Origin of the sequence: Shewanella halotolerans (assembly GCF_019457535.1) — a bacterium.
Lineage (GTDB): Bacteria > Pseudomonadota > Gammaproteobacteria > Enterobacterales > Shewanellaceae > Shewanella > Shewanella halotolerans.
On the sequence record NZ_CP080417.1, the window covers coordinates 1,147,920 to 1,170,564 of the forward strand.

At 54.7% G+C, this 22,645-nt stretch carries 24 protein-coding genes; 10 read left to right on the forward strand and 14 right to left on the reverse strand.

What is annotated here, in order from left to right; all coding sequences use genetic code 11:
• Positions 1-4: 4 nt before the first annotated feature.
• Both kdsA and K0H81_RS05115 read left to right on the forward strand, forming a co-directional pair.
• Positions 5-853 (forward strand): 3-deoxy-8-phosphooctulonate synthase, encoded by an 849-nt coding sequence (gene kdsA / locus K0H81_RS05110; protein ID WP_220060128.1) that lies wholly within the window; start codon positions 5-7, stop codon positions 851-853.
• Positions 854-1,074: 221 nt separating this feature from the next.
• On the forward strand, positions 1,075-1,971 hold the full coding sequence (locus K0H81_RS05115; RefSeq protein WP_220060129.1) for a DMT family transporter: 897 nt from the start codon (positions 1,075-1,077) through the stop codon (positions 1,969-1,971).
• Between the two features lie 7 nt (positions 1,972-1,978).
• On the opposite strand, the gene K0H81_RS05120 is transcribed toward K0H81_RS05115, so the two are convergent.
• The 5 genes from K0H81_RS05120 to K0H81_RS05140 form a co-directional block, all read right to left on the reverse strand.
• Positions 1,979-3,418 carry a methyl-accepting chemotaxis protein gene (locus tag K0H81_RS05120; protein ID WP_220060130.1) on the reverse strand — a complete coding sequence of 480 codons (1,440 nt, stop codon included), beginning with the start codon at positions 3,416-3,418 and terminating at the stop codon, positions 1,979-1,981.
• A gap of 143 nt (positions 3,419-3,561) precedes the next feature.
• Entirely contained in the window at positions 3,562-4,224 is a 663-nt protein-coding gene (locus tag K0H81_RS05125; protein WP_258406391.1) for a phosphatase PAP2 family protein, read from the reverse strand.
• A gap of 300 nt (positions 4,225-4,524) precedes the next feature.
• Entirely contained in the window at positions 4,525-6,516 is a 1,992-nt protein-coding gene (locus tag K0H81_RS05130; RefSeq protein ID WP_220060132.1) for a flavohemoglobin expression-modulating QEGLA motif protein, read from the reverse strand.
• Positions 6,503-7,537, reverse strand: coding sequence for a glutathione synthase (gshB, locus tag K0H81_RS05135; protein ID WP_011866696.1), 1,035 nt, complete (start codon positions 7,535-7,537; stop codon positions 6,503-6,505). The genes K0H81_RS05130 and gshB overlap by 14 nt, the downstream gene beginning before the upstream one ends.
• A gap of 3 nt (positions 7,538-7,540) precedes the next feature.
• Positions 7,541-7,900, reverse strand: a complete 360-nt coding sequence (locus K0H81_RS05140; RefSeq protein WP_144203684.1) for a MaoP family protein — start codon at positions 7,898-7,900, stop codon at positions 7,541-7,543.
• Positions 7,901-8,052: 152 nt separating this feature from the next.
• On the opposite strand from K0H81_RS05140, the gene K0H81_RS05145 reads away from it, so the two are divergent.
• The gene (locus K0H81_RS05145) at positions 8,053-8,937 is read left to right on the forward strand and encodes a LysR family transcriptional regulator (RefSeq protein WP_011866694.1); all 885 of its coding nucleotides are present in this window, start codon (positions 8,053-8,055) and stop codon (positions 8,935-8,937) included.
• A gap of 43 nt (positions 8,938-8,980) precedes the next feature.
• Here K0H81_RS05145 and K0H81_RS05150 read toward each other — a convergent pair whose 3' ends face one another.
• From K0H81_RS05150 to K0H81_RS05165, 4 genes are all read right to left on the reverse strand, one after another.
• Positions 8,981-9,097: a MetS family NSS transporter small subunit gene (locus tag K0H81_RS05150; protein WP_220060133.1), complete on the reverse strand. Its 117-nt coding sequence runs from the start codon at positions 9,095-9,097 to the stop codon at positions 8,981-8,983.
• The gene (locus K0H81_RS05155; RefSeq protein ID WP_144203690.1) at positions 9,094-10,605 is read right to left on the reverse strand and encodes a sodium-dependent transporter; all 1,512 of its coding nucleotides are present in this window, start codon (positions 10,603-10,605) and stop codon (positions 9,094-9,096) included. Before K0H81_RS05155 ends, K0H81_RS05150 begins: the two co-directional genes overlap by 4 nt.
• A 157-nt stretch (positions 10,606-10,762) precedes the next feature.
• The gene (locus tag K0H81_RS05160; RefSeq protein WP_220060134.1) at positions 10,763-11,683 is read right to left on the reverse strand and encodes a ketopantoate reductase family protein; all 921 of its coding nucleotides are present in this window, start codon (positions 11,681-11,683) and stop codon (positions 10,763-10,765) included.
• A complete protein-coding gene (locus K0H81_RS05165; protein WP_220060135.1) occupies positions 11,680-12,060 on the reverse strand; it encodes a VanZ family protein in 381 nt (126 codons plus the stop codon). The genes K0H81_RS05160 and K0H81_RS05165 overlap by 4 nt, the downstream gene beginning before the upstream one ends.
• A gap of 157 nt (positions 12,061-12,217) precedes the next feature.
• On the opposite strand from K0H81_RS05165, the gene K0H81_RS05170 reads away from it, so the two are divergent.
• Positions 12,218-12,703, forward strand: coding sequence for a YajQ family cyclic di-GMP-binding protein (locus tag K0H81_RS05170; RefSeq protein ID WP_220060136.1), 486 nt, complete (start codon positions 12,218-12,220; stop codon positions 12,701-12,703).
• Positions 12,704-12,834: 131 nt separating this feature from the next.
• Here the strand turns inward: K0H81_RS05170 and K0H81_RS05175 are convergent, their stop codons facing one another.
• The 4 genes from K0H81_RS05175 to K0H81_RS05190 form a co-directional block, all read right to left on the reverse strand.
• Positions 12,835-14,256, reverse strand: coding sequence for an AmpG family muropeptide MFS transporter (locus K0H81_RS05175; protein WP_220060137.1), 1,422 nt, complete (start codon positions 14,254-14,256; stop codon positions 12,835-12,837).
• A gap of 145 nt (positions 14,257-14,401) precedes the next feature.
• Positions 14,402-14,734, reverse strand: a complete 333-nt coding sequence (locus K0H81_RS05180; RefSeq protein ID WP_144203695.1) for a hypothetical protein — start codon at positions 14,732-14,734, stop codon at positions 14,402-14,404.
• A 207-nt stretch (positions 14,735-14,941) separates the two neighbouring features.
• Positions 14,942-15,526, reverse strand: coding sequence for a peptidylprolyl isomerase (locus K0H81_RS05185; protein ID WP_220060138.1), 585 nt, complete (start codon positions 15,524-15,526; stop codon positions 14,942-14,944).
• A gap of 19 nt (positions 15,527-15,545) precedes the next feature.
• Entirely contained in the window at positions 15,546-16,112 is a 567-nt protein-coding gene (locus K0H81_RS05190) for a YajG family lipoprotein (RefSeq protein WP_220060139.1), read from the reverse strand.
• Between the two features lie 209 nt (positions 16,113-16,321).
• Between K0H81_RS05190 and K0H81_RS05195 the strand changes: the two genes are divergently transcribed.
• On the forward strand, positions 16,322-17,374 hold the full coding sequence (locus K0H81_RS05195; RefSeq protein WP_220060140.1) for a DUF2804 domain-containing protein: 1,053 nt from the start codon (positions 16,322-16,324) through the stop codon (positions 17,372-17,374).
• A 63-nt stretch (positions 17,375-17,437) separates the two neighbouring features.
• On the forward strand, positions 17,438-18,340 hold the full coding sequence (locus K0H81_RS05200) for a sterol desaturase family protein (protein WP_220060141.1): 903 nt from the start codon (positions 17,438-17,440) through the stop codon (positions 18,338-18,340).
• A 189-nt stretch (positions 18,341-18,529) separates the two neighbouring features.
• On the opposite strand, the gene K0H81_RS05205 is transcribed toward K0H81_RS05200, so the two are convergent.
• On the reverse strand, positions 18,530-19,735 hold the full coding sequence (locus tag K0H81_RS05205; protein ID WP_220060142.1) for a methyltransferase: 1,206 nt from the start codon (positions 19,733-19,735) through the stop codon (positions 18,530-18,532).
• A gap of 110 nt (positions 19,736-19,845) precedes the next feature.
• Here K0H81_RS05205 and K0H81_RS05210 point away from each other — a divergent pair, with 110 nt between their 5' ends.
• The 4 genes from K0H81_RS05210 (at position 19,846) to luxS (ending at position 22,334) form a co-directional block, all read left to right on the forward strand.
• On the forward strand, positions 19,846-20,493 hold the full coding sequence (locus tag K0H81_RS05210) for an alpha-ketoglutarate-dependent dioxygenase AlkB family protein (protein ID WP_220060143.1): 648 nt from the start codon (positions 19,846-19,848) through the stop codon (positions 20,491-20,493).
• A 129-nt stretch (positions 20,494-20,622) separates the two neighbouring features.
• Positions 20,623-21,126, forward strand: a complete 504-nt coding sequence (locus K0H81_RS05215) for an ACT domain-containing protein (protein WP_220060144.1) — start codon at positions 20,623-20,625, stop codon at positions 21,124-21,126.
• A gap of 125 nt (positions 21,127-21,251) precedes the next feature.
• Entirely contained in the window at positions 21,252-21,551 is a 300-nt protein-coding gene (locus tag K0H81_RS05220; RefSeq protein WP_144203703.1) for a BolA family protein, read from the forward strand.
• A 273-nt stretch (positions 21,552-21,824) separates the two neighbouring features.
• Positions 21,825-22,334, forward strand: coding sequence for an S-ribosylhomocysteine lyase (gene luxS, locus K0H81_RS05225; RefSeq protein ID WP_144203704.1), 510 nt, complete (start codon positions 21,825-21,827; stop codon positions 22,332-22,334).
• Positions 22,335-22,645 lie beyond the last annotated feature (311 nt).

Consider the following 22,645-nt stretch of genomic DNA (forward strand, 5'->3'; position numbering starts at 1 on the left):
AGCGATGAGTAATAAAACCATAAAGTTAGGTAGCATTGAAATTGCAAACGACAAGCCCTTTGTCCTGTTTGGCGGCATGAATGTGCTCGAGTCGCGAGACCTGGCCATGCAGATCGCTGAGACCTATGCGGAAGTTACTCAGAAGCTGGGGATCCCTTATGTGTTTAAGGCATCGTTCGACAAGGCTAACCGCTCATCGGTGAACTCTTACCGTGGCCCAGGCATGGAAGAGGGACTGAAGATCTTCCAGGAGATTAAAGATACCTTTAACCTGCCGCTGATCACCGACGTGCATGAGCCATACCAGTGTCAGCCAGTGGCCGAGGTGGTGGATATCATCCAGCTACCCGCCTTCCTGGCACGTCAGACGGATCTCGTGGTCGCCATGGCCAAGACAGGCGCCATCATCAACGTGAAGAAGCCGCAGTTCCTGGCGCCCCATGAGATGCGTCATATCATCACCAAGTTTAACGAGGCGGGTAACGACGAGATAATCCTGTGTGAGCGAGGCTCTTGCTTCGGTTACAACAACCTGGTGGTTGACATGCTGGGCATGGATGAGATGAAGCAGTCGGGTTACCCAGTGATCTTCGATGCGACCCACGCCCTGCAGCGTCCAGGCGGACGTGCCGATAGCGCAGGCGGTCGTCGTGCCCAGGCCACCGAGCTGGCCCGTAGCGGCATGGCGCTTGGCCTGGCGGGTCTGTTTATCGAGGCGCATCCGGATCCTGACAACGCCAAGTGTGACGGCCCATGTGCCTTGCCACTGCATCAGCTGGAAAACTATTTGACCCAGATGAAGGCCATCGACGACCTGGTGAAATCTTTCTCCCCCATCGATACCAGCAAGTAAGCGAGCCTTTACTCAGACTGCTGTAAATCGAGGTCGACATAATGCTGAAGCCCCGCCTGTGCGGGGCTTTTTGTTGTCTATTGAGTTGCCTCTGGTATCTGCGCTTTAGCCTGCCATCGTCCTAAGACTTAATCACATGGCTCACTGTCCATGAGGCATTTTCACTCGCCCGGTTGGCGGTTAGGCGTTAGGCTAGTAGCCCCTTTTTGTGAGAGTCGCTTATGTGGATTGTCTTTACCTTTCTCGCCGCCTTCATGCAGTCCTGGCGTAATGCCCTGCAGAGTCAGCTGAGCCGCGATGTCAAGGTCGCCGGGGTAACGCTGGCACGTTTTCTTTGGGCCGGGCCGATCGCCGCCTGTTATCTCTCTGCACTTTACCTCTTCCTGCCGCCCGATCTACAACAAGCAGGGCAAGAGAGCCTGCAGCTGTTTCCCGCCCCTTTCTGGGGTTTCGTGCTCGGCGCCGCCTTGATGCAGATTGTGGCCACGGGTTTGATGGTGAAGCTGTTTCAGCTCAGAGACTTCGCCATAGGCGCAGGCCTTGCCAAGAGCGAGGCGATCGTCGCCGCCGTGTTTGGCGCCCTGTTTTTCGGCACCCAACTGAGCCTGCTGGGTTGGCTCGGTGTGGTGATAGGTGCCGTGGCCGTGCTCCTGATGAGCAAGGGCGCTGGGGTTGCCAGGCTCTCGGCTCAGGTGTTACTGCTGGGACTCGCCTGCGGCAGCGCCTTTGCGCTCACCTCGCTCTGGGTCAGAGAGGCGAGCCTGGTGCTGGCTCTGCCCTTTCCCCACAGCGCTGCCTGGGTGCTGTTCTGGGTGATAAGCGTGCAGACCGTCATCTTGCTGCTGTTTCTCTACTTGCGGGACCGTCAGACCTTGGAAGCCCTGTGGCGCAGGCCTAAGTTGACTCTGGCCATCAGCATCACCAGCTGCTTGGGTTCTATCGGTTGGTTCAGTGCCATGGCCTTAGAGGCGGTGCCTTATGTGAAGACCTTAGGGCAGGTAGAGGTGTTCTTTACCCTATTCGTGGCGGGGAGTTATCTCAAGCAGAAGGTGCAGCCGAAGGAGATGACCGCCTTGCTGCTTATCGCAGTGGCGGCCATCTTGGTCATCTGGGGATGATGCTGTCTTAGGCTGTCTGGTAGCGGGCGAGGATCTTGCCCAGACTCTCAGAGGCCTGTGACAGCTGGCTGACGCCGATCGAGGACTGGTTGGCCAGCTCCTTGATCACGTTGGCCTGCTGGCGTATCTCACTCAGCTCGGAGGCGATATCGTTGGCCACGGCGCTCTGTTCCTCCGAGGAGGCCGCTATCTGGAAGCTCATGTCGATAACCGATTGCGACGACTCGTTGATGGCGCTGACGTCTGTGCCTATCTCGGTGATCAGCGACTGGCTGGATTCGGCCTGCTTTACCGTGCGCTGGGTGATGTTATCTATGTTGTTGGTTTCCTGCTGCAGGTTCTCGATCATCGCCTGAATTTCCACCGTGGCCGACTGAGTACGGCTGGCTAGGGTTCTCACCTCGTCGGCAACCACGGCGAAGCCACGGCCCATCTCGCCGGCGCGGGCAGCCTCGATGGCGGCGTTAAGCGCCAGCAGGTTGGTCTGCTCAGAGATGGCGTTGATAGTGGTGATTACTTCGTTGATCTTGGTGGCGTTGACCTTGAGGGTGCTGACCGAATCTGAGGTTTGCTCGATAAAGCCAGACAGCTGCTCGATATCCTTGATCGCCTTCTGTACGCGCTCATAGCTCTGACGGATAGACTGTGAGTTTTGCTCCACTTTCTCCACCGAGCTGTTGGAGATGTTGGATACCTCACCGGCTGAGGCGGTCATCTCCTCCATGGCGGTGGCAACCGAGTCGAGGGATTGGTATTGCTGCTCGATCTGGCGCTCGCTTTCCTGATTCTCCGAGGCGAAGGAGCTGGCGGTGTGATGCAGCGTCTCGGCATTATCTTTCACCGTGACCACAAGCTCGGTGAGTGTGTCCATGGCGTTGTCCAGGGCGCAGCCTATGGTGCCAAACTCGTCGCGACCCGGGTGAAAGCCCAGGCGTGAGGTGAGGTCACCCTTGGCGATATTCTTGGTGGTGGTCCACAGCACCCAGAGGGCGCCGCCGATGAAGGTGGCGTTCCAGTAGAGCAGGACGGCAAACGGCAGTAACCAGAGATAGGTGAGCAGCAGGCTGTAGAGGGCCGATTGTTTGGCGTCGCGCTCGTGGCTGGCGACATTCTGCGTCAGCGACAGGTTTTGCCCCGCGGCGCTGCGCACCACGGCGGTGACGCTGTCTTGGCTGCGGCTTGAGCTTGCCTGGCCGCTGGGCTGGATATTCAGGCTGGCAAACTTATCGGTCTGGCCGCTGGTTTCCAGGGCGCGCACCATGCCCGATAGCTCACCTTCCAGCGCCGTCATCGAGGCTTGCTCTATGGCATCTATGCTGCCTTGATAGCGGCTGACGCCGATGCAGGTGATGGCGATGAAAAACAGCGCCCCAATGACCCAAAATTTATCGTTAATAGACATCTTGATGAAGAGTTTGTCTATGGTGCGAAAATTAACTTCTCTCATAGTTTTTTTCCGTCTCGAATTAAGGCTGAGGCCTTAGACAATAGTAGAATAAAATGCGGCGACATCCTTAAAATTACGCCTTTTTTACCAATAAATACAGGATGGTTTAACGTTTTTTTTACATAGATTGCGGCGCACCTGTTCTAGGTCAAGCTTGCCATTCGTCCCTTGAGGGAGTTGTGTAGCGTCAGCGCCAATTGGCTGGCCAGCAGACCAAAGCTAGCCCCAGCCAGCAGATCCCCGAGAAAGTGATAGTTGAGGCTCAACTGTCCGCTGATGACGGCAAGCATGCAGCCAAGCCAGAGGGGCAACAGCTTAGGCGTGTGGCGCCAGAAGGTGAAGGCGAGGGCGAAGGTCAGCAGGGCATGTCCCGAGGGGAAGGAATCATAGGCGAGTCCCTGGGCAAAAGGATGAAACGCCTCAATACGATCGGCTACCCAGGAGGGATTATGGCCATCGCCTAAACTTATCCAGCTCTCAGGCCAGGTGCGGCCAAAGAGCTGTTTGGCGACCCAGCGAATCGAGAAGGCCAGGGCCAGGGTGAGCACCAACTCAATGGCCAGGGCCTGGAACCTGGTGCGAAAGCGCTCGCTGATGCAGGCGAAGATGGTCAGCCCTGCCAGAAACTCCAGTAGCAAGGGCGTCTTACTCAGAAGCTTTAGTGCGGGGTGTGACAGCTGCTGGGCGTGCATCAGATCCGCCAGCTGGCGATCGATAAGGTGAACCGAGATAAGCACCAGGGTAAGCAGCAGGCCATAGAGGAGCAGGGCGCCCTTGACGCTACTGGGAAATAGATGTTTTAGCATGGAATTATGCATCTTTGGGAGAAAGCTCTAGCCTAAGGCAAATCCGAGTGCTTGCAAAGTTTGCTACCTCACACTCTGCTTATTTTGGGCTGCTTCTTGCAGCAGTTGTTGTAGCACTTGTTCACAGTGCTTGTCAGGGGATAAGAACGGGTGATGTGAGACGTGAAAACTGAGCATTGAGAGAAAAGAGAAAAGAGAAAAGAGAAAAGAGAGAAGAGAAAAGAGAGAAGAGGATAAGTAAGCGTCATTACGGCAGGGAGTTACCTTGCCGCCATGACGAGCGACTTAGAAAGGGTTCGCTTAGCTGCGCAGGCTCTCGATCAGGTAGTTGAGGCTAGGGCTCTCTTCTAAGTTACTGGTTGGGATGACGTTGTACTTAGGCGGCACCAGCCAGTCGCGCTGCACCAACTCATCGAGCAGATCCAGGTATTGCACGCTGGTCTTACCCACGAGTAGGTTATCCAGGCTGCGGGTCTTGGAGAGGTGTAACATATCCAGGAAGCCGCTAAGGTAGAGGTGGTCCTTAGTGAAGCCGCCGCCGCGATAGACGCGGGCCGTGGTCACGAAGGCATCATCCTTGTCCATCTCCAGTTCATCGATGAGATAGCTGTAGGTGAGATAGAAGTCCTGCTCTTTGAGCATTGAGTCTACTGCCAGCACGCGCGCCGCCAGGGTGTTGAGGCGTGAGTGGGCCATGAAGCCCGCCTTAAGCTCGGCCAGAATCGCCAGGCCTTCCTGGGTATAGGTAGAGCCGGGCAGCCCCAGACGCAACACCTTAAGCGACTGCTGTTTGGCGTTGAGCGTGGTAGCCATATGCACCCCAAGCTCATGCTGGATCAGCCGCTGCACCTCGCTCTCATGGAACTGGGCATGGGTGCTGATCGCCAGCTGCGCCGGATTTGAGCTGACCATGGCGCGGGCAACGATGGCGCCGCTGAGGCCAATCTTACAGCGCATCTGCCACTGCTCGGCGCTCTGCTTCATCATCTCGCACACCTGATGGGCATCCAGGCTTTCCCCTCTCTCTTCGGGGATCTCCTTGGCGTACAGCAGGAACTTGGCGTTGGCGATGGCGCTCTTATCCGGGCGGCCATGGTAACGCAGCGAGTTGTAGACGAAGCCTTCCTGACCGACGCTGGTCAGGAGATCTATCTGTTCGCCCAGCTTGTTAACGATATCCTTGTAGAGCTGCTTGAGCGCGGGATCGGCAATATTGTCTATGGGCAGACGATAGAGACGATACTTAAACTCGTTGGCATCGATAGGGAGCTGACGATAGGCAAAATTTGGCTTGAAACGACTCGGCGCCTTCATGAAGCGTCGACGCTCGGCCGCCAGGTTGGTCGGGTTGACATACTTCAGCGTGTCGACCTTCTGTGCCAGGCGGAATAGGGCGGCGTCTATCTCCAGCACCTCGGGCTCGATGGCGCTGCTGAGCATGTCGGCGCTACGGGTCTTGCTCTGACGATTGAGCTTGCGCTGGAAGTAGGCGCTGGTGGCGCTAAAGGCGTTCTTCAGTCCCAGCTTGAGATCGTCCAGCACTATGGGGTAGACCTCGCCGGTCAACTCATCCATGAACACCTTCTTGATCTCCGTCGGCAGCACTAAGGTGCGGTCGAAGCGGGCGTTGGTGTGGGCGATCAGGTAGCCGCGGCCTTCGAAGGCCACGTCCAGCTCGGCGTCTACTTCCACGTTGGGCAGGGTGATGGTCTTGAGTTCACGCTGGAACTTGTGAACCACGCTGCCCCAGCGCTCCATATCGATCTGTGAGGTGCCTATGTTAAACACCGGCGTCGCCTTCTCGATACGCTTGTAGTTGTAGGAGTGCAGGTCGAACACGATCACCATGCCGAACATGCTCTCTAACTTGGCGATTAAGGCCTCGTAGAGTCGATAGAAATCCTGGTGTTTGGCGTGGCTGATGGCGCGCTGTTTGGCGCTTAGCGGCTTGCGCCACACTTGCTTCATCCAGGCGGACTTGTAATAGGTACTCAGGCTCTTAGGGCGATTGAGATCGTACTCAAAGCGCGAGTCGCTGCCCGCTAGGGTAATGGGCTGGGAGGCGATCACCTCGTCGGTGAAGGGATCTTCCTCGAAGTAACGCTCCTCTGCGCTCAGCTGACATAATTTGATCAGCTCAGGGCGCAGGTTGTGCCCCGCGTGAATCGCGGTGCACACTACGGGCAGATACTCTTGGATGGTGACAACACAGCCGGAGGAGGCCAGCTGGCCTGAGAATGTCTCCCCACGTTTAATCAGGGAGAGCATCTGATCGAGACTATAGGTTTGCATTTTCTACCGCTTGACGATATGCACTCTTACGTTGCACCAATAGCTCTTTGGAGTTGATGATGTTTTCGGCGAAATCGATCACCTGCTTCTGCAGGCGGACGCGGTTAAGCTTGTTAATACGGGTGATGCCGCCCGGGCTGAGGACGTTAACCTCGACCAGCTTGTTGCCGATCACATCCAGGCCGGTGAAGTAGAGACCGTCGCGCACCAGCTTAGGACCGATGGCGGCGCATAACTCGCGCTCTTCACGTGTGATAGTGTGTCTGACCACGCTACCGCCGGCATGGACGTTAGATCTGAACTCGCCAGAGGCGGGTACGCGGCGCATGGCGCCAATAGGCTCGCCGTTGAGCATCAAGATGCGCTTGTCGCCTTCCTCGGCGCCTTCGATGTAATCTTGCAAGATCACATAGTTGCTCTGCTCGTCGGTGCCGATATAGAAGTCCAGCAGCGAGCTGAAGTTTTGGCGAGCGCTCTTTTCGATCACGATAACGCCATGACCGCCGAATCCGTTGAGCGGCTTGAGGATCATCTTATCGCTTTCGCTCTCTTCCAGCACTCGTTGCAGATAGTCGCGATTCTTCGACACGTGGGTGGCTGGAATGTACTGGCTTGCCGCACCGCTCATGCTGGCGGTGTAGAGTTTGTTGTTAGCGACTCTTAACCCTTCGAGATCGTTGATGATCAGGGTGTCGCCCTTTACCGAATCCAGGAAGTTAAGCGCCAGGTTATCCAGCGGCGGATTGGCGCGCATAAAGATGCAGTCGAAGCCGGCCATGGGCAGGCGCGCCTTATGAAATTCGGCGGAGCGGTAAAAGCGGGGAATGTTGTCCGATATCTTCATCCCTTTCTTGATGATTTGACAAAACCCGTAGACACTACTGTCACGAATGGTCAGCCCACTGGTTGTGGTGATGGCAACGGTATGACCACGCTGCGCGCACTCATGAACTAATCTCAGGGTGGTATCGGTTTCAGGATCGATACGCTCCCACGGGTACATCAAAAAACAGATGTGCATTCTTTAAGCAACCTCATCTTCTGGGGGAGATTCCACATATTCATACTGTTCAACACGCTTGTTACTCGTGCTGTTTAGGGTGTGGAACTTTTTTGGTTCGCGGGTAAGCTTAGTGTATTTCAACCATACATGCTCAAGCTTGGTATTAGCCTTGTTGGGGTGTTTTAGTACCTTAACAAAGTGTTTTTCCTCTGCAGTTTCAGGCTCAAGATCGCCTGCTTCAAAGGCCTGCATAGTATCGCCATATAGGCTCAACAATTCAGCTTCAGACAAGGTGAACTCTCCGGACTTACTGAAGCCGCGGGGAAAGTTTTTGTCATCAAAAAAACGCTTTTGACCAAAACGAAATGAATCTTCTGACATAACAACCTCTCACTGTGATAGCAACGCTGTAACTACAGGGTTTTTCGATCGCGAAATTATGATTTTTGTCGTTAAAAGAGAAACAAAACTTTTTTATCGTCACCATTAGGATTAGTTGTTATTCTCTCGGTGAAATTGACCGAGAGAATAAAATGGACGTCAAAGTATTTAAGACCTTTTTAGAGGTGGCCAGAACCCGGCATTTCGGCCGTGCGGCGGAGAATCTCTATATCACTCAGGCGGCCGTGAGCGCCCGTATTAAGCAGCTGGAGTCCTTCTTCGACTCCGCCCTGTTTGTGCGCAATCGCAATAGCATTCAACTCACCACCTCGGGTGAGCGTCTGGTGCCCTATGCCGAGGTGATGGTGAGTACCCTGGAGCAGGCGAAGAACGAGTTGGCCCTGACCAACCATAAGGCGTTGCAGCTGACCATGGCGGGGACGCCCAATATCTGGGATGCCTATCTGCAGCACTGCCTGAGTAAGGTGACAGATGCCTTCGGCGGCTATGGCTTCCTGGCCGAGGCGCTGAGTCGCGAGCAGCTCAACCGTAATCTGCTGGAGCGAACCCTAGATATGGCCTTCGCCTTCGATCCGCTTAAGTCGGAGGAGCTGGTGTGTAAGCAGGTGGCCGACCTTATCCTGGTGTTGGTCTCGACTCGCCCCTGCGATCAGAGCGAGGCGCTGAGCGATAAGTATGTTTATGTGGATTGGGGCACACGTTTCGCCTCCGAGCACGCCGAGCGCCACTATCGTATGCCGCCACCTTATCTGCGTACCTCCACCGGGCGTATCGCCCTGGACTTTATTCTGGATAAGGCGGGAGCGGCCTATCTGCCGCTGTCGATCGTCGAGCCGTTTCTGCAATCTAAGCAGCTCTACCTGGTAGAAGGGGTGGAGCCCTGGAATCGTCCCATCTATCTCTCCTACCGTAAAGACAGCGGGTCACTGGAGGCGATCATCAAGATTGAGGAGCTGGTCAAGGAGATAGACCCTCTGACCGCCTTCAGCCTGCAGCAGATAGGTCAGTTGGGCTGATCTGCTTGAACTAACTCTTGTTGAATGAGTAATAGGGGGCCGGCTAATCGTCGGCCTCCTCTTTTTGTTTGCGTTTAATAGCGATGGCGATACACAAGGCGGCGCCGCCCCAGGTCAGCGTCAATGCAAACATCATCATGATAAGGGCGCTGTGACTCATGTTTTACCTCCTGGATGTTGGTCTGGATAGCCAGGCGACTTGCTGGTGAAGTTGATCAGCACGGCAAAGAAGAGCATGGTGCCCACCAGGCCCCAGCCTAAGAAGAGCTGATCGGCAATCGGATAGTCGCCATAACCGTTGACTAAGGTGTTGTAGAGGTTCTTCGCCAATATGGTGGCCAGAATCGCCGGGCTGATGAAGCGCAGGCAGATCACAAACCAGCCGCCGACCCTAAACTCTGAATTTTCATTGGCATGCTGGTGGATCACTGTCACCTTGAGCAGCCAGGTGATGATCACCAGCTCCAGCAGGCAGCTGAGCAGTAGGGCGATGTTGTTGATGAAGTAGTCCACCAGATCCAGCAGCAGTAGGCCACCATTGGTGGCAAAAGCCATGGAAACCAGATAGCCCAGGCTACACACCAACACGGCCGCGGGCTTGCGGCGCACATGAAACTTGTCGATCACCGCACTGGTCACCGCCTCTATAATGGAGATGTGGGAGCTTAATCCGGCGATCACCAGGGCAATGAAGAAGAGGGGGCCGAGAATATAGGGCGCCGGCATAAGGTTAATGGCCGTGGGTATGGTGACAAACGCCAGGCCTATGCCCGAGCTGACTACCTCGGTCAGCGGTTTCATCTGCTCCTCTGCCATATAGCCGAGCACGCCGAATATTAAGATCCCCGCCAGAATCGAGAAGCCGCAGTTGATCAATACCGTCATGAAAGCGTTGTTGTTGATATCCGCCTTGCTCGGCAGGTAGCTGGAATAGGCGAGCATGATGGCGAAGCCGACGCTGAGGGTGAAGAAGATCTGGCCGTAGGCGGCGGACCAGACTTGGGCATCCAGCAGGCGGCTAAAGTCGGGCTCGAACAGGTAGTTGAGCCCAGACAGGGCACCGGGCAGAAACAGGATGCGGCCGATAAGGACCAGCACCATGATAAACAGCATGGGCATCATGATCTTGTTGGCACGTTCGATCCCTCCTTTGACGCCGGTAAAGACCGCCATGAAGGTCATCAGCCAGGCGATGCTCATGGCGATCGCTATGCCGATTTGAAACTCGCCCAGGTGGGAGGGGGAGTTGTTGCCGAGTTTAAGGTAATGATTGAAGAAGAAGTCATTGGGATTGTCTCCCCAGGCTTGGCTGAAGGAGAAGCCGAGATAGGAGAGGGTCCAGCCTATGATGGCCACATAATAGACGGCGATCACCGCGGCGATAAACACCTGAAACCAGCCGAGCCATTCGAGTCTGAAGCCGAGGGTGTGGCCGAGCTGGGCGAAGATGCGCGGTGAGGTCTTCTTTATCTTATGGCCCAGGCTAAATTCCATGATCATAAAGGGGATGCCGGCGGTGATCATGGCGAATAGATAGGGGATGAAGAAGGCGCCGCCGCCGTTGTCATAGGCCATGTAGGGGAACCGCCAGATGTTGCCCAGGCCGATGGCCGAGCCGACCGCCGCCAAAATAAAACCTACCCTAGAGTTCCACTGCTCTCGTTTCATCGATCACCTCGAGTCACGCGCCTTTTAAGAATAATTCTAGACGCTTATGTCGAGGTGGGGCAGAAATTGTCCTGCCCGGTATGGCTAGAGAGTTGGTTAGAGAGCTGACTAGAGAGTTGGTTAGCGAGTTGGCTAATGTGCAGGCTAGTGTATGGCGTTAGCTGCCCTGCTCAAGGGATTTTAGCTGGTGGTAGAGGGCCTGGTTGGCCGGTGTGGCTATGCCGTGCTCGGCGGCGCGGCTCAGTAGGTAGCCGGTGATCGCCTCGATCTCCGTCTGGCGGCCATGGTGGATATCCTGATGCATGGAGGAGTAATTACTAGCAGTAAGCTGGATCACCTGATAGACCCGCTCGGTCAGCTGCGTTTGGTTAAGTGCTATCCCATCGGCGTTTGCCACGCTAACTACCTCCTGGACAAGTGCATGTATGGTCGGCGTAAATTTAGCACCGGCCAGCTCGCCGTTGCGGCAATCGTTGATGGCGGTCAGCGGGTTGATGGCGATATTGATGGCGAGTTTCTGCCACAGCATGGGCAGAATGGGCTCGCACCACTCGCTGTTGTGAATCGCCCCAAGCAGCGCCCGGCGTAGATTGTCCGCAAGCCTTGGTCCCTGAGCAGGGCCAACTTGTGTCAGCCCGGCTCCGGTTTGTTTTATCTGCCACCTTCCCAGTTTCAGGGCGCCTTGGGAGGTGGTCCCAAGGCTAAGGCCACGACCAGCTAGATGGGGCGCCACGCTAAGGTGTGGGCCCATGCCATTGTGCAGCAAGAGTATGTGGGCATCGGTCGGGAGGGCATCTAATAGTGGTAGCAGGGCCGCCTCGACCTGATAGGCCTTGACGCAGACGATAAGCAGCTCGCAGCTGGCCAGCATTGATTTGTCGATAAACTGCGCCTGGCGCGTAACTGTCTCACCATCGAGATTGGTGAATTCCAGCGTCTGGCTATCCGCGCTTGCGTCTCTACCAAGCAGCGCGGGCGAGAGTCCATAGGCTGATAGCTGGTGGAAGATCAGCTGACCTATGGCGCCTGCGCCCAGGATCACTATCTTACCCGTATGAGTCATATCACTTGTCGTCATGGTTGGGTCTTAGCCCGGGTTTTACCGATCACGGCGGCCTTAATATAGCGGCGGTAGAGCCAGAGGCCGAAATAGAATAGGAGCACACCCACCATGTCGGCTATAAAATCGGCGCTGGAGGCGCTGCGATAGGGCAGGCGCGACTGTACCAGTTCGATGAAGAGGGCATAGCTGGCCAGTATGCCTGCCAGGCTGTACCACTTAGGTTCGAAGGCTAGATGGGTTAATAGCGCCAGACAGAAGAAGCTGCCCAGATGGCCAAGCTTATCCATGTGCGGGATCACTTGTGGGTAGTTAGGGCGGGAGAATACCAGGTAACTGATCACTATGATGGCAAGAAGAAGCGCTATCTTAAAAAAGGTTTTTCGAGAATTCACGGGTCGCTTAGGTTGAGTGGTTTTGCCCAATCATAGGAAAATGTCATCTTAAAGTCATTAAGAAACGCCTGTTGTAACATTAAGAATTTTTGGCGCTCACAGGCCCGAGCGGGTAAACTAGCGGGCAGATAAAGTGGTTAAATAGAGGATGATAAATATGCCTTCGATGGATATCGTATCGGAAGTAAACGAAGTTGAACTGCGTAACGCCGTAGACAATACGCGCCGCGAACTGGATAGCCGTTTCGATTTTCGCGGTGTCGAGAGCGAAGTCACCTATAAAGATCATCAGGTGACCCTGTCATCTGAGTCTGATTTCCAGTGCCAGCAGATGGTCGACATGCTGCGCAACCAGCTGAGCAAGCGTAACGTGGACCCAGCCTCTATGGACGTTGCCGAGAAGGCGATTCACAGCGGCAAGACCTTCTCGCTCAAGGTGACCTTTAAAGAGGGGATCGACAGCCTGGTGGCCAAGAAGCTGGTGAAGCTGATTAAAGACAGCAAGCTCAAGGTGCAGGCGGCGATTCAGGGCGACTCGATTCGAGTGACCGGCAAGAAGCGTGACGATCTACAGGCGGTGATGGCGATTGCCCGCGAATCGGATCTGGGCCAGCCGTTCCAGTTCAATAACTTCAGAGACTAATTCTCGTCTATTTCAGGTTAAGAAGCGTTAAGCTCTGATTAAAAAGCCCCGCCGATGAGCGGGGCTTTTTATTGCCTGTTATCGAGACGAGTGAGCTTTGGGTGCTAGTCTCTTGTCTATTAGTTTCATGCTTACTGGTCTCTCGCCTGCTGCACATCTTGCGAGTCCAGGGGCTCGGCCTGCTCGTCGCCGTTGGGATGGGGGGCGTATTTCTGCACCAAGACAATCAGCCCCAGCACAGGGAAGCCGATGACGCTGGCGGCGACGAAGAAGTTCACATAGCCGTAGGCATCGATATATTGGCCTGAGAAGCCCGCCACAAACTTGGGAAACAGCAGCATGATGGAGGAGAGCAGGGCATACTGAGTCGCGCTGTAGCCGCTACTGGTCAGGCTGGAGAGATAGGCGATAAAGGCTGCGGTGGCGACTCCGGCGCTGAAGTTGTCGATGGAGATCACCACAGTCAATAGCTCTAGGTTGTAGCCGATCATCGCCTGATAGGCGAAGAGCAGGTTGGTGACCGCCACCATGAAGGCGCCTAAGAAGAGGATCTTCATAGTGCCGTAGCGGGCCAGCAGCATGCCGCCGGCGCCAGCGCCTACCAGGGTCATGATTAAGCCATACACCTTACTGAGGGTGGCTATCTCCGTCTTAGAGAAGCCCATGTCCACATAGAAGACGTTGGCCATGATCCCCATGACGATATCCGAGATCCGGTAGCAGGAGATCAGCAGCAGGATCAGTATGGCGCTGCGGCCGTAACGTTTAAAGAAATCGATGAAGGGCAGTATGCTAGCGGTATAGAGCCAGGAGGCCGCCGCAGCCACGGGCCTGGGGGAGCGCTCTGATAGGCTCTGCTTCAGGTCTGATTCTATCTGGTCCGCCTCCTTAGCCTCGACCTTGGGCTCGCTGCTCAGTAGGGTGGTGAAGATACCGATAAACATCAGGCCCGCCATGACCAGGTAAGCAGTCTGCCAGGAGGCGAGATCATAGGCCTCGCTATTGGGGTCGACCCAGGCGGCTATGGTCAGGGCGCCGGCGGTGGCGACAATCATGGCGCTGCGATAGCCCACCTGATAGGCGGCTGCGAGGGCGGCCTGCATCTTCTGCGGCGCCGATTCGATGCGAAAGGCGTCGATCACAATATCTTGGGTGGCCGAGGCGAAGGCCACCATGAGGGCGAACAGCGCCAGGCGCTCCAGGTCGGCCAAGGGGTCACTCTGGCTCATGCCTAAAATGGCGAGCACTAACAGCATTTGTGCGAAGAGCATCCAGCCGCGGCGCCGTCCTAATATTTTGGTTAAGAAGGGCAGCGACATGCGATCTACCAGAGGCGACCAGGCCCACTTAAAGCCATAGGCGAGGGCTATCCAGCTGAAGTAGCCGATGGCGGTGCGATCTATGCCTGCTTCCCTTAGCCAAAAGGAGAGGGTTGAGAACACCAGCATCAAGGGCAGACCGGCGGAGAAGCCGAGAAACAGCAGGATCAATACCCGCTTGTGGAAATAGATGGTGAGGGCGTCTCGCAATCGGGAAACTCGGGATGCAATCAAAATAGCAGTCGGCGTTGTCAGGCTAGGTGGGGTTAGCTTAAACGCTGGAGCCGCAAATAAAAAGTGAAAAATCCGTCATGAAAAAAGCCCAGTCCGGAAAGACTGAGCTTGGCTTTTTTTCGAATTATCTTAATAAAGATAGTTGCTATGACATTGAGCTTGGTCTGGTACCGATACAACAACTTGGGCAGGTGCCACCGAGACTGAGAAAATCGCAGCAATCGTCTATCTGCTTTCGCAAGAACTGATTGCCTCGTATGGTCCAGTCGGGCCACCTGTCGAAGGCATGTATCAAGTGCCAAAACACTCGCTCGATATCGGTTTGCGCATCACCCTGATGATTGAACTGTGCCCACTCTTCTAGGGTGTCCCATAAGTAAAGCTGGATCTCATTGAAATCGAGTTGATTATTTAAAAACGCTTTTCCATATTGAGCCAGCTGGGGCGCTTTATTATCGATGAACTCATTGGGTGTCATCGTCCGCCTCCTTGCTACTACAGGCCTAAGTATAGCCAGTGGATTGAACGCCAGTTGTCTGAGATAAAAAATTTAATGTTCTGATTTATGGCACTTTAATGAAAGAAACATCAATCTTGAATTAAAGTGCCATTAATTTTGAATGAATGCAAAGTCTTATAGTTTTCTTAAACTAGCAGAATAGGTTCTCAAACCTGCAGACACGATTTACTGTCTCGGTAGCAGGGTTGCCTTCTTGAGGATGATCGGCTGCACCGGGAAGTCGGGCCAGCCCAGCTTGGTATTGATCTGCGTCTCTACTTCGGACATGGCTTCCAGCACTTCCATCCCCTCGCTGACTTCACCGAAGACGGCATAACCCCAGCGACGCTTAGAGGGGTCGAGACGCTTGTTGTCACCTACGTTAAAGTAAAATTGCGCGGTGGCCGAGTGAGGATCGTCTTCGCGGGCCATGGCGATGGTGCCCAGGCCGTTGCTCAGGCCATTGCCCGACTCGTTAACGATAGGCTTGCCATAGGGCTTCTCTTCCAGCTTGGGATTGAGGCCGCCGCCCTGAACCACGAAACCTGGGATGATGCGGTGAAACAGGGTGTTGTCGTAGTGCCCCTTGACCACATAGGTGAGAAAGTTATCTACCGTGATGGGGGCACGCTTACGATCCAGCTCGACCACTATATTACCCATGGTGGTTTCCAGTTTGACCTTGGGATAGATGGTGTCGCTCTGAATGTCCAGTGCCTGCGCCAGGCCGGAAAAAGCGAGTAACAGTAGGGCGCCAAGCCAGATTCTCATGTGAACTTCCTTATCTTAGTTATTGTTGGATGAACTGGTTGAGTTCGGGGTCGTTGATTATCTTTGCGGTCAGATCGCCGAGCAGATCGTTGACCGACAGCTCCAGGGTCGCAAAGTCTGCGCTAAAGGGACCCGACACCAGGTTACGGGCGGTATAGCGCTTGGTAAAGGTCTTGCTTTCGTTGCTGGCGATCACATTGATGATGATATCGTTGGTCGCCTGATAGCCGAAGGTAGTGTCGCTGACGTCGGTCAGCAGCTTTTCCAGTTGCAGCTGCATATGGTTCACCGAGCTTGGATCGATGCGATATCCCGCCCTGGTAAAGCCGTCACGAAACACCTGCTCCAGCTGGCGGCGGGGCGACTCCGATGGGCTCACGAGCCTGGCGGCATCCCCTTCATTATTAAAGCGGGCAATGAAGTTTGCCGAGCGGGTGTCTATCATCTCGATGGCGACGGGCTTGGCCGGGACCCCTTGGGATTCAATAGCAGGCAACTGCGGATTGAGCGCCATATGGGTCGGCGTATGAGAGGCGCAGCCAAATAGCAGGCCAGCACAGGCGATGATGGGAATAAATCGTTTCATAGCGGAAAATCATGCTGTAAAAAGGTGGCATCAGCATACCAGAATCTTCATTGGATGCCAGTGGGAGGCCTGTTTGTTAAGGCTTTGTTGCTCGCCGGGGTTTTAACTTAAACCAGAAAGCGTTAGAGTAAAAATTCCACTAAAAAGGTGCGGTCAAATGGCCGTCAGCCCGATAAGAAAGATAACAAAGAGAAGAAAGATAACAAGCAATGAAGATGGATATTCAACCCAGCGCGGTGCAGACCCTGGGGGCGCCGGATAGCCTGATCTCAAACTCGGGCCAGGTGCAATATGGTCACTTCGATGGCCCGGTCAAATCCTTTGGCCTGGAGCACTTTCGCTATACCAATGTGATGGACAAGCCTGCCAGTCATCTCGCGCGGCATTTTCATTTCAAGCAGTTCCAGTTTGTCTCTGTGGTGACGCCAAGGTATGTGATTGGGGTCGCCATTGCCGATATCCGCTACGCCGGTACAGGTTTCTGTTACCTCTATGACATCAAGGCCAATCAGCTGGTGGAAACCACCTGGCTCAAGCCGCTGGCCATGGGCTGCCAACTGGCAGACTCCCCTTGGGCCGGCAGGGCGCAGCTCGCAAGTGGCAAGGGTAGGGTGACCATAGAAATTGTCGAGGGAATATGGCAGCTCAACATCGACACGGCGCAGATCAAGGCCGAATTGATGCTCACGCCTATGCCCCTTAGCCTGCCCATGGCCATGTGTAACCCGACAGGTTATAGCGGCTGGACCTATACCCAGAAGCACAATTGCCTCAAGCTGGGCGGCAGCCTCACCATTCATCACGAGCCACAGCCCCTCAACCGCGCCCTGGCGGGCTATGATTTTTCCGCCGGTTATATGCGCCGTGAGACCAGCTGGCGCTGGGCCAGTATCAATGGCTATCAGGGCGATGATTTGCTCGGCCTCAACCTGGCGGCGGGGGTGAATGAGACCGGCTGCAACGAGAATGTGTTTTGGGTCAACGGCGAGCGTCATCTGCTGGGGCCTGTGCATTTTGCCTTTAGCCGCGCGCCCGAATCCGCTGATGATGCCAGCTGGCAGATAAGCTCCCAGGACGGCCGGGTGGCGCTCAACTTCCGCCCGCTGAATCGCCGCCAGGAGAAGCTCAATCTCTGGTTGCTGAAGAGCAACTTCAGGCAGTATCTGGGCTATTTCGACGGCGAGATCCGCGACGGCCTGGGGCGTACTCATCGTATCGATAATCTGCTTGGCTTAACCGAAGATCACTTTGCCCGCTGGTAGGGACTTTGTCCGCTGGTAGGGCGTGCTTAGGAAATAACTTAGGGAATATAAAGGAATAATTAGATGGATTTTAATTCACTCATCGCGCACCCCGAGGTGCTGTTACTGGTGCTGGCGCCGCTGTTTTTTGTCTGTATCCTAGCCGAGTGGTATCTGGGGGACCGTCGTGGTCGTTTGCCCGATAATGCCCGCTATCATCTGCCCGAGGTGCTGTGTAACTTTACCCTGGCGGGCCTGCATCAGGGAGCGGATATTCTCACCGGGCTATTAATAGCCAAATTATATCTGTGGGCGTTCGACTGGCGTCTGCTGGATATTCAGATGGGGCTGGGTAGCTTTATCGCGCTTATTATCGCCCAGGACTTTTGCTACTACTGGTTCCACCGCGCCAGCCACAGGGTGCGCTGGATGTGGGCGGCCCACGTGGCGCACCATAGCTCGGAGCGCATGAATTTTAGCACCGCTTTTAGGCAGAGCCTGATGTACCCTTTTGCCGGCATGTGGATCTTCTGGCTGCCGCTGGTGGTGGTCGGCTTCGATCCTAACTGGGTGGTGTTTGTCGTGCTGCTTAACCTGGGACTGCAGTTTTTCGTGCATACCCAGGCAGTGAAAACCCTTGGGCCGCTGGAGTGGCTGTTTAATACGCCTTCCCATCACAGGGTGCATCATGGGCGCAATCCTCAATATATAGATAAGAACTATGCCGGCGTGCTGATCATCTGGGATCGCCTGTTTGGCACCTATGTAAAGGAAGAAGAGACGGTGGAGTATGGCATCACCAAGCCGGTGAACAGTTTTAATCCCCTGATCGTAACCTTTAGCGAGTGGAAGACGATGTTTAGCGAGGCTTTCGCGCCTGGGCTAAGCCTTAAGCAGCGCCTTGCCTTGATGTTTGCGCCGCCGGCGGCGCCCGAGCCGCAAGATGAGATTGCTGATACCGAGCCCGAGCGTAAGCTTGCCTCCTAAAAGCAAGGTTAATAAAAACAAGGTTAATAAAAGAATCGCTTGGTGATCTAGAGGGAAGTAGTGTCTGACTAACCGCTAAGCTTCACTCATAAAAAAAACAGGGCCCTGGCCCTGTTTTTTGTGTCTGCACGTTAAGTTGCGAGTAGGTCAAGTGATGCGCTGGTCAGATTCGGTTTGCTGCTCAAGCTATTAGCTTTGATGGTCCGGCTCGTTCACATCTTTAGCCGGTTTAACCGGCTCTTTCGCTGACTTGATAGCCCGCAAGATCACAAACTTGCCGTTAGAGGCGGCCGTTTCGCAGTTTTTAAAGATCCGCTTGAGCTTGACGTGATAGCCCAGGTGGCGATTGCCCACCACCTGCAGCATGCCGCCAGGCCTGAGCTGGTGGAAGGCATCTAGAAACATCTGCCAGGCGATATGATCTGTAATAGCCTCGCCCTGATGAAAGGGGGGGTTACAGAGCACCAGATCCGGTTTCACCTCATCGCCCAGGTGGGTCAGGCAGTCGTCCCAGTGAAAGTGCCCCTGAGGCATGGCTTGCTCTGGATTGTCGAGCTTATTCGCTTGCCAGTTTTGTCTCGCCGAGGTGATGGCCATCTCTGAGTCATCCACGAAATGAACCTCAGCGTCCGGATAACACTGCTTGGCCCTCAGCCCCAGGATGCCGTTGCCGCAGCCGAGATCCACTATGGTGTCGAACTGGCCTTCTGGCAGATTGTCCAGCATGATGCGGGCGCCGATATCCAGCTTGTTGGCGGCGAAGACATTGCTAAGGTTGCTGATGCTGAGGTTAAACTCTTTCACCGGCCAGCTCACCTCGCTCGGTAGGCGCCTTGGTTTACCGTCGGCGATACAGGTGATCACCCGGGTCTTCTTCCAGGCCAGGCTGGCCGAGGCGGGGCCTAGGTACTTAGCTATGGTCTCCAGCAGCGCCTTATTGATCGACTTTGCCTTGGCGCCAATATACACAGGGGTGTTGGGCGCCAGAGACTGAGACAGGCGCTGCAGCTGGTGGATAAAATAGTTGAGATTCTTCGGCAGCTTCATCAGCACCAGGTTTAGGCCTTGGGGCGGCAGCTCGCGGCTGTTGAGCCAGGTAAGATTGCTATCGCTTAGCCGATGGGCTTTGAGGTTTTGCAGCGTGCCTAGCTGACTCGTCTTGGCATCTGTCTCGACCCAGATGGGCCAGTCGGCCTCAATGGAAGTAAGGGCGGTGCACAGGGCGCCGAAACTGTCGTTGACAACGGCCGTGTTGGCTTTGGGTTGCTCAATCTCTCTTAGGTGTTTTATCAGATGTTCGTCCGCCGCGTCCCAGGCCTGCAGGTTAGAGACCTGATTGGCGGGATAACGGGAGAGACTCAGCTCGATATCGGCAACGGAGAATTGAGTTGTCATGGCTAGGCTGCTACTTTGAAAATTGGGGCGGCGATTATCGCAGATTTGCCCCGCGAGGTATATGCCTGGCGACGTGTGAGTTAGGTGACTAGGCGAGTAGGAAGCAACAGATGCAACAGCAAGGGTTTGGATTCGATGAGATTGGCCACGAGGAAAGAGATGAAGGGGTTGAGAAGCAACAGACTCCCAGGCCGCCTATTACCCTGATCCCTGGGTATCTGAATCAGGCCCAGCAAAACGCCTTGCTTGATGAGGCCGAACATTATCCCTTTAGCCGACCAGAGCTGACACTCTTTGGCCGCACCCATCCCATCCCCAGACGTCAGGTGTGGTTTGGCGATGATGGCTGCGATTATCTCTATTCTGGCCTCTTCATTCGCGCCGAGCCCTGGCCCAAGTATGCCTTGCGCCTGCGGGAGAAACTTCAGCGAGACTTTGGCCTGGTAAGCAATGGTGTGCTGGTCAACCATTATCATGATGGCAGCGATACCATGGGCTGGCACAGCGACGATGAGGCCGAGATAGTCCCGGGCTCGGATATCGCTTCTGTCACATTAGGCGCCAGTCGTCCCTTCTTTCTGCGTCATACTCAGAGCAAGACCAAGGTCGAGCTGATGCTCAATAGCGGCGATCTGTTGATCATGCACTGGCCCATGCAGTCGAGCTGGCAACATGCGCTGCCGAAAAGGGCCAAGGTGAACCAACCTAGGCTAAACTTGACCTATCGGCATTTAATTCCACACTTTCATCATGGATAAAGTGATCGCGCCGAGGCGGGAAGTGTAAGCTAGCTCTCACCTTTGCAGGGATGAAAGTTTTATTCTCATCGTGAGCAGGTGTGTCGCACAATGTCTGTGGGACCCGATAATCACCAGAAGGAGTTGCTTATGAATAAGATGTTCGTGACCACGGTAACGGGTGTCGTTACCCCTGGGGTTGTTAAGGCGATGGCTAATCTGACCCGCGAGGCAGGTGGCGAGTGGTTAAGCAGCAAGGTGATCAAGATGGATGCCTGGTTTGCCGCCATGATGAAGGTGGCGATCGCTCAGGATAAGGTGGCCGATCTGCAGGCAGATTTTGTGCAGCAGTTCCCCGAACTTGTCTTTAGCTTCAGCGACATGGCCGAGGTTTTGAGTGAACACACCCGCAGCTTGAGATTTAATGTGGACTGCTCAGACAGGCCGGGGCTGACGCGGGAGATAGTCGATATCCTCTCTAACCTGGATCTCGAGGTTGAGCAGATGGAGTGCAACCGGGTCCATGTCTCTACCCTGGGGCAGACGGTATTCTCGGCCAAGTTGGCAGTATCCGTGCCCGATGAGATCAGCGGCGACAGCGTTATCGAGCTGTTGGAAAACGTCTCCCAAGATGCCAGAGTCAGCCTGACCTAAGCTTGAGGCAAGGGCTGTGGGTTAAGTGATCGCCTGCGGAGTCTGGGTGATGGAGAGTTGATCTTTGTTGCCACTCACAGTACTCTGCGGCCACTTAAGTTTTCTATTCGATAGAGACGATAGCCATGTCAGTAAAACAGCAGATAATCGATACGCTCACTCAAGTCTTAGCCCCTGTGCATCTTGAGGTGATCAACGAGAGCGACAACCACCATGTGCCGCCAAATTCCGAGACCCATTTTAAGGTGATCGTCGCCAGCGCCGTGTTCGAGGGCCAGCGTCTCATCGGCCGTCACCGCGCGGTCAACGAGGCGCTCAAGGCGCAGTTCGACGCCGGGCTCCATGCCCTGTCTATGCACACCTTTACCCCCGAAGAGTGGGACCAAGAGGTGCAGGTGCCTAACTCGCCCAAATGTAAGGGCTAAAAGCGTACAGGCTAAAAAGGACTAGCGCCTAGGCCCTTCTTGGCCGTAATGACGCATGAGATTGCGCCAAACGAAGACCACAGTAGGTTAACGCCGCTGTGGTTTTTTGCTTTCAAGGCGTTGAGCTAAGTTCACTTTACTTTCCCCGGCACCTACCGCATATTGTGTAGGTCTATCGCGGCGCAAGGGAACACCCTGTCGTCGCACGCCATACTGGTGCTCAGCATGTTGGCAAATAGATAGTTTGAGCATCACCATTTTGGGAGAATAATAATGCCGTTACTCGATAGCTTCACCGTAGATCATACCCGCATGAATGCCCCTGCCGTGCGTGTCGCCAAGACGATGACCACCCCCAAGGGCGATACCATTACCGTCTTCGATCTGCGTTTCTGCGTGCCCAATAAGGAGATCCTGAGCGAGCGCGGCATTCATACCCTGGAGCATCTCTTTGCTGGCTTTATGCGTGACCACCTCAACAGCGATCGCGTCGAGATCATCGATATCTCGCCCATGGGTTGTCGCACCGGTTTCTACATGAGCCTCATCGGTACGCCGAAAGAGGCAGAAGTGGCCGAGTGTTGGTTGGCCGCCATGGAAGATGTGCTCAAGGTGAAGCAACAGTCTGAGATCCCTGAGCTGAACGAATACCAGTGTGGTACCTATGAGATGCACTCTTTGGAGCAGGCTCAGGAGATCGCCAAGAACATCATCGCCGCCGGGGTGAATGTGAATCGCAATGATGACCTGAAACTCAGCGATGAGATCCTAAAGGGTCTATAACTCCCTCTCGGGATTTGACGTCATCTGAGTGGTAATCTGAGCGGTAAAATGTCATAAAAAGCAGCTTAGGCTGCTTTTGGGCTATCTGCATCGTCTTTTTAGCGGTTGTCGGTGGCTCATATGGGGCTAGTGATGGTCAAATTGGCGCCAACTTCTGCCTGAGTTAGGCTGATTGCATGGTTAAACTTTAGTCGAACAGTCCGGCTTTTTGCCGATTTTTTATGCGTTAAAAAGGGGCGAAAAAAAGCACGTTTTAGGGGGCAATTTTGCTTCGCAAATCCATATAACCCTGCTAGGACAGGGGGCTAAAT